Origin of the sequence: Agarivorans sp. B2Z047, assembly GCF_023373605.1 — a bacterium.
GTDB classification, from domain to species: Bacteria; Pseudomonadota; Gammaproteobacteria; order Enterobacterales; family Celerinatantimonadaceae; genus Agarivorans; species Agarivorans albus.
Genome location: NZ_CP088080.1, coordinates 3,496,210 through 3,511,217, shown reverse-complemented (window position 1 = coordinate 3,511,217; position 15,008 = coordinate 3,496,210). Strand labels below are relative to the sequence as shown.

The 15,008-nt window shown below is 44.0% G+C and carries 15 protein-coding genes and 1 tRNA gene; 10 read left to right on the top strand and 6 right to left on the bottom strand.

Going from position 1 to position 15,008, the window contains the following annotated elements:
* Window positions 1–3: 3 nt before the first annotated feature.
* From LQZ07_RS15995 to LQZ07_RS15985, 3 genes are read left to right on the top strand one after another with little or no spacing between them, the layout of a single operon-like run.
* The gene (locus tag LQZ07_RS15995; RefSeq protein ID WP_016402497.1) at window positions 4–1,179 is read left to right on the top strand and encodes a DegT/DnrJ/EryC1/StrS aminotransferase family protein; all 1,176 of its coding nucleotides are present in this window, start codon (window positions 4–6) and stop codon (window positions 1,177–1,179) included.
* 26 nt (window positions 1,180–1,205) lie between these two features.
* Window positions 1,206–3,104: a nucleoside-diphosphate sugar epimerase/dehydratase gene (locus tag LQZ07_RS15990; protein WP_152781223.1), complete on the top strand. Its 1,899-nt coding sequence runs from the start codon at window positions 1,206–1,208 to the stop codon at window positions 3,102–3,104.
* Entirely contained in the window at window positions 3,105–3,488 is a 384-nt protein-coding gene (locus LQZ07_RS15985; protein ID WP_227981219.1) for an AAA family ATPase, read from the top strand.
* 42 nt (window positions 3,489–3,530) lie between these two features.
* On the opposite strand, the gene LQZ07_RS15980 is transcribed toward LQZ07_RS15985, so the two are convergent.
* The gene (locus tag LQZ07_RS15980) at window positions 3,531–5,312 is read right to left on the bottom strand and encodes a long-chain fatty acid--CoA ligase (RefSeq protein ID WP_152781221.1); all 1,782 of its coding nucleotides are present in this window, start codon (window positions 5,310–5,312) and stop codon (window positions 3,531–3,533) included.
* A gap of 617 nt (window positions 5,313–5,929) precedes the next feature.
* Here LQZ07_RS15980 and galE point away from each other — a divergent pair.
* From galE to LQZ07_RS15960, 4 genes are all read left to right on the top strand, one after another.
* Window positions 5,930–6,949 carry a UDP-glucose 4-epimerase GalE gene (gene galE / locus LQZ07_RS15975; protein WP_152781220.1) on the top strand — a complete coding sequence of 340 codons (1,020 nt, stop codon included), beginning with the start codon at window positions 5,930–5,932 and terminating at the stop codon, window positions 6,947–6,949.
* A gap of 57 nt (window positions 6,950–7,006) precedes the next feature.
* On the top strand, window positions 7,007–8,068 hold the full coding sequence (locus LQZ07_RS15970; RefSeq protein ID WP_152781218.1) for a UDP-glucose--hexose-1-phosphate uridylyltransferase: 1,062 nt from the start codon (window positions 7,007–7,009) through the stop codon (window positions 8,066–8,068).
* Between the two features lie 11 nt (window positions 8,069–8,079).
* The gene (gene galK / locus LQZ07_RS15965) at window positions 8,080–9,243 is read left to right on the top strand and encodes a galactokinase (protein ID WP_152781216.1); all 1,164 of its coding nucleotides are present in this window, start codon (window positions 8,080–8,082) and stop codon (window positions 9,241–9,243) included.
* A 506-nt stretch (window positions 9,244–9,749) separates the two neighbouring features.
* On the top strand, window positions 9,750–9,905 hold the full coding sequence (locus LQZ07_RS15960) for an AP2 domain-containing protein (protein WP_152781214.1): 156 nt from the start codon (window positions 9,750–9,752) through the stop codon (window positions 9,903–9,905).
* Window positions 9,906–10,008: 103 nt separating this feature from the next.
* On the opposite strand, the gene LQZ07_RS15955 is transcribed toward LQZ07_RS15960, so the two are convergent.
* A tRNA-Arg gene (locus LQZ07_RS15955) sits at window positions 10,009–10,084 on the bottom strand.
* 75 nt (window positions 10,085–10,159) lie between these two features.
* Window positions 10,160–11,302, bottom strand: coding sequence for a flagellar assembly protein T N-terminal domain-containing protein (locus tag LQZ07_RS15950; protein WP_152781212.1), 1,143 nt, complete (start codon window positions 11,300–11,302; stop codon window positions 10,160–10,162).
* Between the two features lie 108 nt (window positions 11,303–11,410).
* Between LQZ07_RS15950 and LQZ07_RS15945 the strand changes: the two genes are divergently transcribed.
* From LQZ07_RS15945 to LQZ07_RS15935, 3 genes are read left to right on the top strand one after another with little or no spacing between them, the layout of a single operon-like run.
* On the top strand, window positions 11,411–11,995 hold the full coding sequence (locus LQZ07_RS15945) for a FlgO family outer membrane protein (RefSeq protein ID WP_152781209.1): 585 nt from the start codon (window positions 11,411–11,413) through the stop codon (window positions 11,993–11,995).
* The gene (locus tag LQZ07_RS15940) at window positions 11,976–12,452 is read left to right on the top strand and encodes an LPP20 family lipoprotein (RefSeq protein ID WP_016402486.1); all 477 of its coding nucleotides are present in this window, start codon (window positions 11,976–11,978) and stop codon (window positions 12,450–12,452) included. Before LQZ07_RS15945 ends, LQZ07_RS15940 begins: the two co-directional genes overlap by 20 nt.
* Window positions 12,453–12,510: 58 nt before the next feature.
* Window positions 12,511–13,257, top strand: coding sequence for a FlgO family outer membrane protein (locus LQZ07_RS15935; protein WP_016402485.1), 747 nt, complete (start codon window positions 12,511–12,513; stop codon window positions 13,255–13,257).
* A 200-nt stretch (window positions 13,258–13,457) separates the two neighbouring features.
* Here the strand turns inward: LQZ07_RS15935 and flgN are convergent, their stop codons facing one another.
* The 3 genes from flgN to flgA all read right to left on the bottom strand — a co-directional run bounded on the left by flgN (window position 13,458) and on the right by flgA (window position 14,966).
* Complete coding sequence (flgN, locus tag LQZ07_RS15930) at window positions 13,458–13,877, bottom strand: flagellar export chaperone FlgN (protein WP_152781207.1); 420 nt, start codon at window positions 13,875–13,877, stop codon at window positions 13,458–13,460.
* Between the two features lie 7 nt (window positions 13,878–13,884).
* Window positions 13,885–14,208: a flagellar biosynthesis anti-sigma factor FlgM gene (gene flgM / locus LQZ07_RS15925; RefSeq protein WP_016402483.1), complete on the bottom strand. Its 324-nt coding sequence runs from the start codon at window positions 14,206–14,208 to the stop codon at window positions 13,885–13,887.
* 77 nt (window positions 14,209–14,285) lie between these two features.
* Complete coding sequence (gene flgA, locus LQZ07_RS15920) at window positions 14,286–14,966, bottom strand: flagellar basal body P-ring formation chaperone FlgA (protein ID WP_152781205.1); 681 nt, start codon at window positions 14,964–14,966, stop codon at window positions 14,286–14,288.
* Window positions 14,967–15,008 lie beyond the last annotated feature (42 nt).

Below are 15,008 nucleotides of genomic sequence, written 5' to 3'. Positions count from 1 at the left end.
AAAATGCGAGATTTACCTTCTTGGCCAAGCTTTACAGAGCAGGAAGCTCAAGCTGTAAGTGATGTACTGCTATCAAATAAAGTTAACTATTGGACTGGTACCCAAGGCAAAACCTTTGAGAAAGAGTTTGCTGCTTGGGCTGAAACCAACCACGCAGTCGCTGTAGCAAATGGCACCTTAGCGTTAGAGCTAGCCCTGCGTGCTTTAGGCGTTACCTCAGGCGATGAGGTGATAGTTACCTCGCGAACCTTTATTGCCTCGGCCAGCGCGATTGTAAATGTTGGCGCTAAACCTGTTTTTGCCGATGTTGATTTAGCCAGTCAAAATATCACCGCAGAAAGCATAAATGCAGTTCTTAGCAAAGCAACTAAAGCCATTATTTGTGTGCACCTTGCAGGTTGGCCCTGTGAGATGGACACAATCAATCAGCTTGCAAAACAACATGATTTGTATGTGATTGAAGATTGCGCGCAAGCCCACGGTGCTCTTTATCGCGGTAAGCCAGTGGGTGGATTAGGTGATGTAGCTGCTTGGTCATTTTGCCAAGATAAGATTATGACCACGGGTGGTGAAGGTGGCATGGTCACCACCAATGATAAGAATTTGTGGGAAAAAATGTGGTCGTATAAAGACCATGGTAAGTCTTACGATACCGTGTTTAATAAAGCGCACCCGCCAGGATTTCGTTGGCTACACGAGAGTATTGGTAGCAATTGGCGGATGACTGAGATGCAAGCTGCTATTGGTCGCATTCAATTGACTCGCATGGCCGATTGGCAAAAGCAGCGTCAAGCTAATGCGTTGCAGCTGGCTAAATGCCTAGCTGAATTTTCATTTATTAAAATTCCTCAGCCTCCCAAGCATATTCAACATGCGTTTTATAAGTTTTATGTGTTTGTTGATAGCAATCAACAAACAGTAAGTCGCGATCAATTAATTGACGCACTAAATGCAGCAGGAGTGCCTTGTATGCAAGGTAGCTGCGGAGAAGTGTATTTAGAGAAGTCGTTTGACGGCTTAGATGTGAGGCCGCAACGACCATTAACTAATGCTAAACACTTAAGTGATACAGCCATTATGTTCATGGTTCACCCAACCATTACTACGCAGGATATGCAGTATTTATGCAACCTTGTTGAAGATTGCTTAAGCCGTATATCTTCAGAGATAGCTGTTTGACTGGATTTGTCTAAAAAGGAATTTAGATGTTACCGCAATTTAATTTGATGAGTTTATTCGAGCGGCCAAGCCGTCGACAAAAAGTTGCGCTGATTTTTTCGCTCGACATAGTCTTTTTAAGTTTAGCTTTTTGGGGCGCACTTTGGGTACGCTTTGAGAGCCACCATTACTTTTTTGACACGCCAACCTGGATAACTTTTGGCTCGGTAATTGTCACAACGCTGGTGGGCTTTTGGTATTTTGGCCTTTATCGGGCGGTGCTTCGTTATATCAATGAGAAGAACTTACAAGCAATCTTGTTTAGTTTTGCCAGTGCCACCCTTTTAATGATTGTCACCTCATTTTACTTACAAGCGGTGATTCCTCGTACAGCCCCGTTCATTTATTTAGCTTTTGGCATAATTATGTGTGGCGGAGTGCGCTTTGCTATTCGTTACTTATTTGTGTGGATAGAAAACAGTACTAAACAAAATGTAATTATTTTTGGTGCTGGAGACAGTGGTCGCCAGTTACTACAAACTATCGGCCAAGGGGATGATTTTCAGGCGGTAGCATTTATTGATGATAAGAAAGAACTGCGTCATTCCTTGATTCACGGGCTAACCGTTTATCCTCCTCAACAATTACCAATGTTGATTCATCGCTTCCATGTCAGCAAGGTTCTATTGGCTATACCAAACGCTGGTAAAAAGCGTCGTTCAGAAATTCTTACTTCTCTTGCCGATTTAAATACCGAAGTACTCACGGTTCCTCGTCTAAATGATTTGGTGACCGGTGAAGCTAAAGTTGACCAAATCAAAGAGGTAGAAATTGAAGATTTATTGGGGCGCGAAGCAGTAAGCCCTGATTCTCATTTAATGGACAGTTCTATTCGCCATAAAACCGTGCTGGTAAGTGGCGCTGGTGGCTCTATTGGTTCTGAGCTTTGTCGTCAAATCATCCAATATAGACCCAAGCGTTTGCTGCTTGTTGAGCGCTCAGAAGTGGCTTTATATGAAATTGAACGTGAACTAATAAAACGTTGTGAAGCCTTAGCACTTAACGTTGAGCTAGTACCATTGATGATTTCAGTTCAACATTTACCCCGTTTAAGTGCCATGATGCAGGCCAATAATGTCGATACGGTGTATCACGCTGCTGCTTATAAACATGTGCCCTTAGTTGAACAAAACGTGGTTGAAGGTGTATGTAACAATGTGTTTGGTTCTTACAACATCGCCCAAGCCGCAATTAAAGCAAAGGTAAGCACCTTTGTATTGGTATCAACCGACAAAGCGGTTAGACCAACCAATGTAATGGGAGCAACCAAACGTTTGGCAGAGCTAGTAATGCAGAGCTTAGCTGAACACCAGTCGGAAACTACCATTAGCATGGTGCGTTTTGGTAATGTATTGGGCTCGTCTGGTTCGGTTATTCCTTTGTTTAAAGAACAAATTCGTAAAGGCGAAGACTTAACCATTACTCACCCAGACATTATTCGCTACTTTATGACAATTCCAGAGGCTGCTCAGTTGGTTATTCAGGCGGGATCAATGGCTAATGGCGGCGAGGTTTTTGTATTGGATATGGGCGAACCAGTGAAAATTGCTGAGCTTGCTAAACGCATGGTTCACCTTTCTGGTTTAGAAGTGCGGGATGAAGCCAATCCTGATGGTGATATTGAGCTTATATATACCGGATTGCGCCCTGGCGAGAAGCTGTATGAAGAGTTACTGGTGGGCGATGATGAGCGACCAACCGATCATCCTCGTATTCTTACGGCTAACGAGAGCTTTATGCCCTGGGCAGAGCTGATGGCTTTGTTTGATGAGCTAAACCAAGCGTGTGAAGCCATGGACGAGAAAGCGGTAATCGCATTATTAAAACAAGCACCTTTGGCCTATTGCCAAGAGCAAGATAAGCCACAGCTTAAGGCTGTTTCGTAATTGAGCAGCCTGCCGCTAACGCTTACCTTAATTCGAGGTTTACCGGGTAGCGGCAAGTCTACCTTAGCCGCCACTTTAGATGCTGTTCATCTAGAAGCCGATATGTACTTTGTTGATAAACAAGGCTCATATCATTATCGTGCCGAAGATATTGGGCTGGCCCATCAATGGTGCCAGCAACAAACCGAGCAGCAATTAGCCTTGGGCAATAATGTGGTGGTGGCGAATACTTTTGTAAAACAGTGGGAGATGCAAGCTTATCGCGACTTAGCGCTTAAGTATAAAGCTGTATTAGAAGTAAAGTGTTGTAACGGCCGTTTTCCCAATATTCATGATGTAAGTGATTCGGTGATAAAAAAGATGCGCGATAACTGGGAAGATTAGGAAATAAAAAAGGCGCTAACAGCGCCTTTATTATTTGAAGCATTAAGCTGTTTTCGGCTCTGCGTACATTGCGCTTATTTGCTCCGCAAAGCGGCTCTCAATCACTGCTCGTCGCAGTTTTAAAGTAGGTGTTAGCTCACCTTGTTTCATACAAAATTCACGTGGCAGTAAGGTAAACTGTTTTACTTGCTCAAACCTAGCCAGGTTGGTTTGTACTTGCTTTAGTCTAGCTTGAATAAGGTTTTTGATTTCTGCATTCTCAAGCAGTTCGTTTCGATGCTGCCATTTAATACCTAGTTGTTTAGCGTGTAGCTCGAGGGCTTCAAAAGCTGGAACAATCAAGGCTGAAACAAAATGGCGTGCGTCGGCAATAATGGCCACCTGCTCAAATAAAGGTTCGCGAATCAATGCGCCTTCTACTCGCTGGGGGGCAATGTATTTCCCTCCAGAGGTTTTCATAAGCTCTTTAATTCGTTCGGTTAACACTAGGTTACCTTCCGCATCTAGCTTTCCTGCATCGCCGGTATGTAGCCAACCATCTACAATGGTGTCGGCAGTGGCTTGTGGTTTATTAAAGTAACCACGCATTACGGTGTCACCTTTAATTAAAATCTCTCCTTGCCCAGAGATTTTTACTTGTAGCGCTTCTAAAGGCTGACCAATGCTGCCGATGGTCTTTTTAGTTTGGCTGTAACAAGATACCGTAGCGGTAGACTCAGTCATGCCGTAGCCATAGTTAATGGGGATATCAAGGCTTTGAAAAAAGCTGTTAATGTCGTCTGCCAATTTAGCCCCAGAGCAGGGTAGTAACCGAGCTGGGCCAAATATTGCGCGAAGTTTCTTAAGAACAAGTTTGTTGGCAAGCGCATAGCGTACCTTTAGCAGCAGGCTAGGTGTTAGATTACTTTGCTTTGCAGCCAATCGCTGTTGAGCCACGCTTAAGGCCCAATTAAATAGCACTTGTTTAGTTTTGGGGGCCGCGGCAACCTTCTGCAAAACGGCAGCATGAATTTTTTCATAGAGGCGCGGCACACTGCACATTAGGGTTGCTTGGCTACGTGGTAACGCTTCTTGTATTTGAGCTGGATCTTCTAGGTAAATGTTGCTCGCACCACGATATAAGATGTAATAAGTCCAAGCTCGCTCAAATACGTGACTTAGCGGTAAAAAGCTTAGTGATACATCGTTAGAGCTTACGTCTAGGCGCTGGTCATGCATGGTAAAAGCCGCTGCAAAGTTAGCGTGGTCAAGCATTACACCTTTGGGTTCACCAGTAGTGCCAGAGGTGTATATAAGAGTCGCAAGGTCACTCATTTGTTGGTTTTGTTGACGCAATAACAGCGTTTGCGCTTCATCTGCTCCACCTAAACAAAGTAGCTGTTGCCAGCTCAATACGTTTTCTTGTTGAGTGAGAGGGCTTTCTTCAAAACAAATCAGTGTTTCAATTTGTCCTGCATCTAACAGCTTTAAGCCTATCTCTATTTGCTCTTGTAGGCCCACAAATAATATTTTGCAGCCCGCATCCTCTAAAATGTATTGGCTTTGCTCTAGCGTGTTGGTTGGGTAAATAGGCACTACACAACCGCGCGCCGCTAAAACGCCTAAATCGGTGATAGTCCATTCAGGCATGTTGGGTGACATAATTGCCACGCCTTGCTGTTCTTCATGACCTAGTTTAATTAAGCCTTTTGCTACTTGCGTCCATTGCTGCGAGAAATCCTTCCATGTAAAACACTGCCAAGCTTGGTTGCGCCAAATTTTTAGCGCAACCTGATCTAACTGTTGCTCAGCTTGTTGGCTAAGCAAGTTAACGATGTGCTGCATGTAATTACCTTTATGAGGATGAGGGCGAATAGCCATAATTAGGGGGGCTATTCTAGGTAGTTTTATTTGAGCGAACAAGTGTAAGCTAAACAGAACCGAAATATTATTTGGGTTTTATAGTGAAATTGTGGGCAATTACCGCATATCAATATGACAAATTGGCTATATGGCCAAGTTTTATACAAAAGCTAGGGGCTGCTCGTATCTAAAGGAAACATAATCGAATTATGTCATTTACTGCTATCCTGATAGTTAGGTAAACGTTGTCTTTAATGTGTTTCAATAAGTTATTGAGGGTAATAGTTTCCCTTGGTGAGGGCTATTGCCCACAAAGAAACATATTAAAAGATTGCTGAAGTGGCTAAATGACAGAGCTAGTGAGCTGTTTTGGCGCAGCTGCTGTTGGTTACCCAAGGCTATGATTGTTGGTGCTTGTAAGACGATGCTAGGCTGTTTATTTTGTGCTAAATCGCAAAAATTGCCAATAATTAAATTACTTTATATTTAAAAGTGGAAACGTTTACCCTTTCGTGCTTCAATATACTTATTCGAAGCTGTTAAAGCAGTTTTTTGTAGAACTGGGTGCAGCATAAGCTGTACAGATTTTGGAGAACGTGATGAATAAGGTCTTGGTTACAGGCGGTATGGGCTACATTGGCAGCCATACTTGTGTACAACTGATTAATGCTGGTTTAACCCCCATTATTCTAGATAACCTATGTAACAGTAAACGTGAAGTACTTGCACGAATCGAAACCTTAACCAAACAACAACCTGCTTTCTACCAAGGTGACGTGCGAGACCACGCGGTACTAGAAAAGATTTTTAGCGAACACAATATCGACTCTGTCATTCATTTTGCTGGCTTAAAAGCAGTAGGTGAGTCGGTTGAGAAGCCTTATGAGTACTACGACAATAACGTAACAGGTTCGCTAGTACTAATAGATGTGATGCGTAAAGCGGGTGTCAAAAGCATTGTATTTAGCTCTTCGGCTACGGTGTACGGCGAGCCAAGTGTTATGCCAATCAACGAAGATACTCCAACCGGTGATGTGACTAACCCTTATGGCCGAAGCAAGTTTATGGTGGAAGAGTGCTTCCGCGATATTCAACTCGCAGCGCCAGATTTAAGTGTTACCTTACTGCGTTACTTTAACCCTGTTGGCGCTCATCCTAGTGGCTTAATGGGTGAAGACCCTCAAGGTATTCCAAATAACTTAATGCCGTTTATTGCGCAGGTTGCAGTAGGACGCCGAGAGAGTTTGTCGGTATTTGGTGATGATTATCCAACCCCCGATGGCACTGGAGTTCGCGACTACATTCACGTTATGGATTTAGCTGATGGTCACGTTGCAGCCTTAACCAAAATTGGTGAGCAAGCCGGTTTACATATCTTCAACCTCGGAACTGGTAAAGGTAGCTCTGTGCTTGAAATGGTAAAAGCATTTAGCGCAGCTTGCGGTAAAGATATCGCTTACCAAATTTGCCCGCGCCGTAATGGCGATATTGCTGAATGCTGGGCCGCCACCGATAAAGCGGAAAAAGTTTTAGGCTGGAAAGCCACTCGCAGCATTGATGACATGACCGCTGATACTTGGAATTGGCAGTCAAATAACCCTAAAGGTTACGACCAGTAAAAGTTTAGAAAACAGAAAGCACTTTTGTGGGTGCTTTTTATGGAGTAAGAAAACCTCATGTTAGACACTCAATTCGACCCAACAGAGCATCCGCACCGTCGGTACAACCCGTTAACTGGACAGTGGATCTTAGTTTCTCCGCATCGTGCTAAGCGCCCGTGGAGCGGCCAAGATGAAACCCCGTCTACTGCCGAGCTTCCTAGCTACGACGAAGGCTGTTTTTTGTGTGCAGGTAATACCCGAATTTCTGGCGATGTAAATCCAGATTATAAGGGGACTTACGTATTTGGAAATGACTTCGCAGCATTGATGACGGATTCGCCCGACGTGCCTAAGTCAGCCGATCCCTTGTTTACCAGTATGGAAGCTCGTGGTTTAAGTCGAGTGATTTGTTTTTCTCCCGACCATAGCAAAACCTTACCCGAGCTTTCGGTACCCGCTATTCGCGGTGTTATCGACACTTGGAATGAGCAAATCGAAGAACTTGGTAAAGACTACCTTTGGGTTCAGGCTTTTGAGAATAAAGGTGAAACCATGGGCTGTTCTCAGCCTCATCCTCATGGCCAAATTTGGGCCAACAGCTTTTTACCTAATGAGATTGAGCGTAAAGACAAGCATTTACGAGAGTATTACCAGCAACACGGCAGCAACCTTTTGGTTGACTATGCAGCAAAAGAACAAGCTGATGGTGTACGAACGGTAGTTGAAACAGAGCACTGGCTGGCTGTAGTACCTTATTGGGCTGCATGGCCGTTTGAAACGATGCTATTGCCTAAAGCGCATATTCGCCGAATGAGCGAACTGTCTGATGAGCAACGTGACGACTTGTCTCTTGCCATTAAAAAGTTGACTAGTCGCTATGACAACCTGTTTAAGTGTTCATTCCCTTACTCAATGGGTTGGCATTATGCGCCTTTCTTTAAGGAAGGGGACACATCTACAGAGCATTGGCAATTACATGCCTTGTTCTACCCACCGCTATTACGTAGCGCCAGTGTGCGCAAGTTTATGGTGGGCTACGAAATGCTAGCAGAAAGCCAGCGTGACTTAACCGCCGAACAAGCGGCTGCAAAGCTTCGTGACCTAAGTGACGTACATTACAAAGAACAAGATCAGTAAAGGAGCCGATAATGACAGATCGCCAACAACAACTCATTGATAAGGTTGCTAGTGCCTTTACTGAAATGACCGGGCAAGCACCTGCAAAGCTGATACAAGCGCCAGGACGGGTAAACCTCATCGGTGAACATACCGATTATAACGATGGTTTTGTATTACCTTGCGCTATTGATTACCAAGCAGTAGTGGCTGCGTCTCCACGTACAGACAGTATTGTGCGGGTGGTATCAGTAGATTACGGCAATCAAGTTAACGAGTTTGATATAAGCCAACCTTTAGAATTTGACCAAGACCTAATGTGGGTTAACTACATTCGTGGAGTTATTTCAGTATTGCTGAATAAAGGTTTCACTTTTTCAGGTGCCGATATTGCGGTGAGTGGTAATGTGCCACAAGGTGCGGGCTTAAGCTCTTCGGCCGCGTTAGAAGTGGTTATTGGTCAAACGTTTAAAACGCTATACGAACTGGATGTGTCGCAACAGCAACTTGCCTTAATTGGACAAGAAGCTGAAAACAACTTTGTAGGTTGTAACTGCGGCATTATGGACCAACTTATTTCAGCCGAAGGTGAAGCAAACCACGCCTTGCTAATCGATTGTCGTTCATTAGAAACCAAAGCGGTTGCTATGCCAGAAGATATGGCGGTTGTTATTATTAATAGCAACAAAAAACGTGGCTTGGTAGATAGTGAATACAATACTCGTCGTGAGCAATGTGAAGCTGCCGCTAAAGGTTTAGGGGTAAGTTCTTTACGTGATGTTAGTGAAGCGATGTTTGCAGAGAACTCGGCGAGCCTCGATCCTATTGTGGCGAAACGTGCGCGTCATGTAATTACCGAAAATGCCCGTACATTGGCTGCATCGGAAGCATTAAAAGCCAACGATATGGCAAAACTGAGTGTGCTAATGGAACAGTCTCATGCCTCTATGCGTGACGATTTCGAAATCACCGTGCCGGAAGTAGATGGTCTTGTAGACATTGTTAAGCAAGTGATTGGCGCAGAAGGCGGCGTTCGCATGACCGGTGGTGGTTTTGGTGGTTGTATTGTTGCCTTGATACCACCTGCTTTAGTGGATGATGTGTGCCAAGCGGTTGAACAGAAATACCAAGCATTAACAGGGCTAAAAGAAAGCATTTATGTGTGTAAGGCAATGCCTGGGGCTGGTGCTATTTAACCTCTAAGTGTTCATGCAAAAGCCTCGACTTGTTCGAGGCTTTTTTGTTTCCTGGAAGTGAAAAGGTGGGCAAGGTAATAATCAGCGGGTGAGTCGATAGGAGGTTAGGTGTAACGACTCAGGCTAGGTGGTTGATATCATTGCATTATGCGATTCACCTAGCGTATATGAACTATACATAGTTGAGCAAAGGGCTGCGTGGTAATATCTGTGTTGTCAGAAGGATAGTCTGATGAAAATAGCTAGATAGGAAGTCGCCCAAGGGCGGCTTTTTTGTGTCCAAAAGAAAATTGTAACTAGCAGCCAACAGGGAAAGAACTACGGTAACAGTTTTAAATTATTTTATGTGGGTGACTTTAGCGTCAAATAAGTGAAATGCATTGCTAACAAGTGTGCGGTTATCTAAGTATCTGCCAGTTACTAATGGCTGGTAAAACGCTGCTATCAACTTAGTGAGCTAGTTCCGCTTTCAAGACACGAATAATATAGATTGACGAGGTAAGAACATGAAGGGTGTAAGTTTTCACAAACGAGATGCACTATGGATGGCTCATATAATTGTCGAAGGGAAACGCAAGCATTTAGGGTGTTTTAAGAAGCAGGAAGAGGCTATCGCCGCCCGCAAAGCTGCGGAAAGTGAGTTTGCGAAGCAGGCTGCGTAGCTATATCAATAGAAAAAAACCAAGTGTGCTGTAAATCAATTATGTCGCAATAAGGTGTTATGTACATAAATGAGGGCTAGAGCATACTTTGTTACGCAGATACTGGCGTCCCCTACAGGATTCGAACCTGTGTCTAAGACTTAGGAGGTCCTTGTTCTATCCAGCTGAACTAAGGGGACACTAAAGTAAGGCGCACACCTAGTTTAGTGTGCGGGTACATTATACTCAGCTTTAACTTTATGAAAAGCAAAGCCTTACTGTTTGCTTACTAAGTCACCAAGTTGAATGTTTGCCGTCATGCTTGGGTCAACCGCTACCACGATGGCACTCTCTTGATACACTTGCTCAATTCTTACCATGCTGTCAGCTATTATTTGCTCTTGGCGTGGAATGTCCCAGTTTCCCCAGTGATAGTTTTGATGAATCAAGTTTAACAACATGCCGCGGTTAAGCTGATTTGCTTTCCCTAGGTTTATTTGCCAGCGATCTGGCCCCAGTACTTTCACTACGCTGCCTTGTAGGGGTTGGCAAGCCAGTAGAGCATCTACTTCGGTAACCACTTGTTGCAAGGTCGCGTTTACCGTTTCTCCATAGGCTGATAACCAAAACTCGGCAGAGTGGGGGGATATCACTTCTCTGGCGTCAAACTCCCATGGCGCGTTTACCGAAAAGCGTTTGTTGTATATTTCTTCTAAATCAATGGCGTTGTATACCCTGGCATTCACCACAAAGTAACGTTGCGGATAACTAAGGTTAATAAATTTAGGCTTGTGCACTTGGTCTAGCGAAATGTTCTCTATTTCTAAGCCAAGCAAATATTGTGCGCCATAACGATCGGCAACATCTTTAATGCCCTTGTAGTTATGTTCTCCTGGCTTGTAATAATTTAAAGGTAACTTTGGTGGGGGCTTTACGTTGAACTTATTACCCACTTGGCGAGCAATGTCGTAGGTGCGTTGTTCAACTGCTGGTGATAGCTCTTGTAGTTGGCCCACACGCGCTTGATGTTGCTGCTTTAAGAAGGGAGGGAGCAGCAACATGTTTTTGCTATAGCCACTGGCTTTACACTGGCTGGTAGCCGGGAATACGTCGGCCTGCAAAATTATATAGTACTGTTGGCCATGATTACCTTCGTCTAAAACGGTTAGGTTGTGTAAGGAGCCTTTAGAGACCACTTCAATTTGATCAAGGGTGAGTTGCCCGCCAGAGACTTTGCTAATGCTGGTAACAGACGCCCCCGAATACAACAGAAGCTGCTTAACCGCATCTTGGGTAGCTAAGCTTTTGGCTTGCTCAAAGTCGTTGTTTACGATGGTGGCTTGGCCCTTAGCCTCGTACCATATTGCCTGTGTCGACATGCTAATTAGCATCCCAACTAAAAGAATTATCTGTTTCATAAGGCCCTCCTATGTTTCGGAGTAAGCAATAACTATACCCAAAATAAAACGCTATTTTTTTGACTGGAACGGTTATTGCTTGGAACAGGGAAGTCGGAGGAGATTGATATGCGATATACGACACTATTTATTTTGCTGGTAACGCTACAAGGATGCAATACCAGTTTACATCATGTTTCTAATTATCCTTATGTGGAGCCGCGAGAGCAGCAAGATGCCGCTTTGTATGTGCATGTCGACAACCTGTCTCAACAGCTAACTGATGACGTGGATTTAACTGAAACTGACTCTGTGGCCATAAGCACGGTGGTGGATTTAGACAACTTGCAATCGAGCGATGGATTTGGGCGGCAAGTGGCAGAGGCAATGTTTGCCGCTTTATCGCGTGAAGGCGTAAATATGGTAGAGCCACGCCTTACTGGACGTTTGCAAATGGACCCAGGTTTCGGCGAATTTTCTTTATCGCGAGATGCAGATTTACTGAGAACTGAAATGGAAATTACCTACGTGGTGGTTGGCAGTTTTCAGCGAACCACTTCGGGTAGGCATGTGAATCTTCGTTTAGTTGAGCTATCTAGCCAAGCGGTTGTGTCGGCTGCTTATCAATTTATCCCCAATATGGCGGGGGCAACTTCACCGCGTGTGACTAGTGTAAATGGGAGCTTGCAGCGTCATGAACAATCTGTACTTTAGATCGTGGTTTATTAGTTTGGCGGTTTTGTTGTTGCTAGCTTGTACGCCAACAACCCAAGTTAAACAAGTTGAATGGACTTATGAGCCACCGGGTGACTTTACCGTGGTTAATGCCGTTGGTTATGCGCCTATTAGTCAGCAACGTGGCGCAGACATGAGCGCTAAACAATTACGCGCAATGAAAGCCTCTAAGCTGGACGCTTACCGAGAGCTTTCTGAGCAAGTGTATGGCCAACATATCGATAGTACCGCAACAGTCAGCGATATGGTGCTTGGTAACGAGCGTTTAGCCGCCTCGGTTGCTGGGGTAATTCGTGGTGCTAAGGTGATTAATGCCTACGCGGTTGACGATGTATATGTCACTGAGTTGCAACTTGATTTCAGAGAGGTGTACCGCGTTACTATGTCTATGGCGCCAACTCGCCATCTTGAGAGTCAAAAAACCGTTCATTTTTAGTAAAGATTTTACCTTTCTGGCCGATACTTAAAGCGTAATAGACGATTAAGGAAGCGACATGAAAGGTATATCTTTAGTAGCCTTGGCTACTTCAATGCTGGTGGGGTGCTCTAGTTCCCCATCAATGCAAAAAGTGGTGGTGTACGATGGCTCAAAGCATCACGCCGCACATACTCACAACGCTCACTACATGGAAGGTGTTGTAGATGAGAACGGGCAGTTGTTTTTAAGTGGAATGCAAAGCCGTTCGCTTAACCCTGCCAGCCCAGATATGAGTGACCCTGATGTTCAGCACTCACTGACCGATTATGTAAATCTAATGTCGCAACGCCTAGTCTCAAGCTCTCACTATGTGAATGCCGATACGCCTATTGGCGTGGCTTCGTTTGTTCCTTTAGATAACCTTCGCACCACTGATTTATTTGGCATGCAGCTAGCCGAAAGCTTTGTTTACGAAATGCAACAAAGTGGCTTTTCGGTAATTGATTATAAAACCACTGGTTTTATTCGCATTACCCCAGAAGGGGACTTTGTATATAGCCGCAACGTAAAAGAGTTATCTAAGCGTTTACCCATTGAATACTTGCTCGTAGGTACTTTTAGCAAATCAAATAAAGGTATTTTGGTTAACGCTCGGATCGTTGGCGCTCAATCAAAAGTCGTGGTTGCTTCTGCTCAAGAGCTTATTCCGAATGAGGTGTATCAAAGCAAAGTACCTGCGCCAGTTAAGCGAGATGGGGTAATGATTATCGAGTCGCGTAAGCAGGCCAGTAAAACTAAGATGCCGATGGGGGAGCGTGGTTAGTTAATTTCGTCTATTACTGTTATACGCAAAACCCTAGCCTTGGCTGGGGTTTTGTTGTTTTTGAATATGTAACTACTACAAGCAACATTTTTTCCATTAACAACAGTAGAGCATTCAGAAGTTCAAATTCAATTAGCTAAGGTGAACAGCTTAATGCCCAGTTAATTTGGATTATGTAGTTTCTGGAAGCGAGGGGTAACTTAAGCTTTAAAGCCTTTACCCATTCGTTGTGAACTGTGCTTTTTACCTAGTTTGTCATAGGTAGACGCATTTTGGTTTTGCAGTTGGTCAATTACGGCACTTAGCTGTTTGACTTTTTCATTGCCGGCTTTAATTATTTCGCCATTTAGCTGATTGCGTTCTTGGCATTGGGTCAGCAAACTTTTGATGGTATCTACTTGTTGAACAAATTGAGGATCTGAATTCAGCTGTTCTTTATTGGAAGACGCTGCGATCTCTTCATCGGCACTCGCTATTAGCGCCAGTGCTTGTTCTTTTTGCTCAGCAACAGCATAAAGAGCAATAGTATCGTCTTGTTCAAGAGCAACTTTTTCTTGCTCCAAAAGAGAAAGCAGCAAGGTGAGTTGCTGCTCTTGAGTATTCAGTAGTGGGGCGATCATAGGCTAATTATCCAAGCGCTTTATTAAACTCACTTTCAAAGTCACCCATTTTCTGTGCAACTTTATTGGCATCTACTTGATAAGTACCATCGGCCACCGCTTGCTTGATTGATTCGAGCTTCGAGCTTCTGCTATCTGAATCACTGAGCAAATTCTGCTGAATACGGTTTAGTTGTTGTGCTTCGTTTGTAAGCATAACTGAATCCTGGGCTGCAGCAGAACCAGCGGTTGAACGTTGTTCAGCGCTTTCTTTTGTGCCTTTGTCAGCAACTCGATTTGAGTCTAGTTGACTAGGACGGTTTCCACCTAAGTTGTTAATATTTAAAGCCATAATGGCGCCCCACAGTTAATCAATTTTTCGTATTCAATAAAGCTATCGGCTTGCTTTGATAAAACTTTAGAAAAAAATTAAAGTTTTACCTCAACTATTCCAATCGCTTTTACTCGGCCGGTGACCAGACGCTGAGACTGATTATTTCTAACCCGAATGGTATCACCGATAGTGCCACTAGACAAAGCGGTACCTTGGGTTGTTACATTCAGCCCACCTGCATTGGCGGAGATGGTAACAGCATCACCTTTGCAAACTATGCAAATATCGCGCCCAGTTATAATTTGGTCTTTACGCATTGCTCGTCTAAGTTTAGCACCAACTAAGAGCTCTAGCTCTGTGAAGTAACTGCCGCGTAAGCGATTCTCGGGCAAAAAATTAGTGGTAAGTTGCGCGTTAGTTAAGGCTGCCCCTTCCTGGATGGGGGAGGCTGCTACTACCACGGCAAGCAATACTTGTTTGCGTACTGGGATATAGAGGCGCCAGTTTGCGTGTTCATCACACGTAACTAATACACTGGTGTTTCTGCGTACTTCACCATTGGCTAAACTGTAACGATAAGGCGTTGAACAGTCGGGGATCGCGATTCGCTCATCTAATTGATTAGCGGTTAGCTCAATTTTTTGACTATTGTCGTGAGTTATCTGCGAATAAACAAAATCTACTGCTGCTTTTTCAAGCTGCGAGTGCAGCTCACTAGTGTGAGCAGTAAGACTAAAACAAAATAATACGAGTGAAGCAGCAATTTTTATCAACATTTCCGATATGATACCGATAAAGCAAAGTAACAATTGGCTTTT

Excerpts from the sequence above, each read along its gene's own strand:
- LQZ07_RS15960 (WP_152781214.1), top strand. The coding sequence starts at position 9,750 with ATGAAGGGTGTAAGTTTTCACAAACGAGATGCACTATGGATGGCTCAT.
- flgN (WP_152781207.1), bottom strand. The coding sequence starts at position 13,877 with ATGATCGCCCCACTACTGAATACTCAAGAGCAGCAACTCACCTTGCTG.
- LQZ07_RS15970 (WP_152781218.1), top strand. The coding sequence starts at position 7,007 with ATGTTAGACACTCAATTCGACCCAACAGAGCATCCGCACCGTCGGTAC.
- LQZ07_RS15950 (WP_152781212.1), bottom strand. The coding sequence starts at position 11,302 with ATGAAACAGATAATTCTTTTAGTTGGGATGCTAATTAGCATGTCGACA.
- flgM (WP_016402483.1), bottom strand. The coding sequence starts at position 14,208 with ATGGCTTTAAATATTAACAACTTAGGTGGAAACCGTCCTAGTCAACTA.
- LQZ07_RS15995 (WP_016402497.1), top strand. The coding sequence starts at position 4 with ATGCGAGATTTACCTTCTTGGCCAAGCTTTACAGAGCAGGAAGCTCAA.
- LQZ07_RS15990 (WP_152781223.1), top strand. The coding sequence starts at position 1,206 with ATGTTACCGCAATTTAATTTGATGAGTTTATTCGAGCGGCCAAGCCGT.
- LQZ07_RS15945 (WP_152781209.1), top strand. The coding sequence starts at position 11,411 with ATGCGATATACGACACTATTTATTTTGCTGGTAACGCTACAAGGATGC.
- galK (WP_152781216.1), top strand. The coding sequence starts at position 8,080 with ATGACAGATCGCCAACAACAACTCATTGATAAGGTTGCTAGTGCCTTT.
- flgA (WP_152781205.1), bottom strand. The coding sequence starts at position 14,966 with ATGTTGATAAAAATTGCTGCTTCACTCGTATTATTTTGTTTTAGTCTT.
- LQZ07_RS15980 (WP_152781221.1), bottom strand. The coding sequence starts at position 5,312 with ATGCAGCACATCGTTAACTTGCTTAGCCAACAAGCTGAGCAACAGTTA.
- galE (WP_152781220.1), top strand. The coding sequence starts at position 5,930 with ATGAATAAGGTCTTGGTTACAGGCGGTATGGGCTACATTGGCAGCCAT.
- LQZ07_RS15940 (WP_016402486.1), top strand. The coding sequence starts at position 11,976 with ATGAACAATCTGTACTTTAGATCGTGGTTTATTAGTTTGGCGGTTTTG.
- LQZ07_RS15935 (WP_016402485.1), top strand. The coding sequence starts at position 12,511 with ATGAAAGGTATATCTTTAGTAGCCTTGGCTACTTCAATGCTGGTGGGG.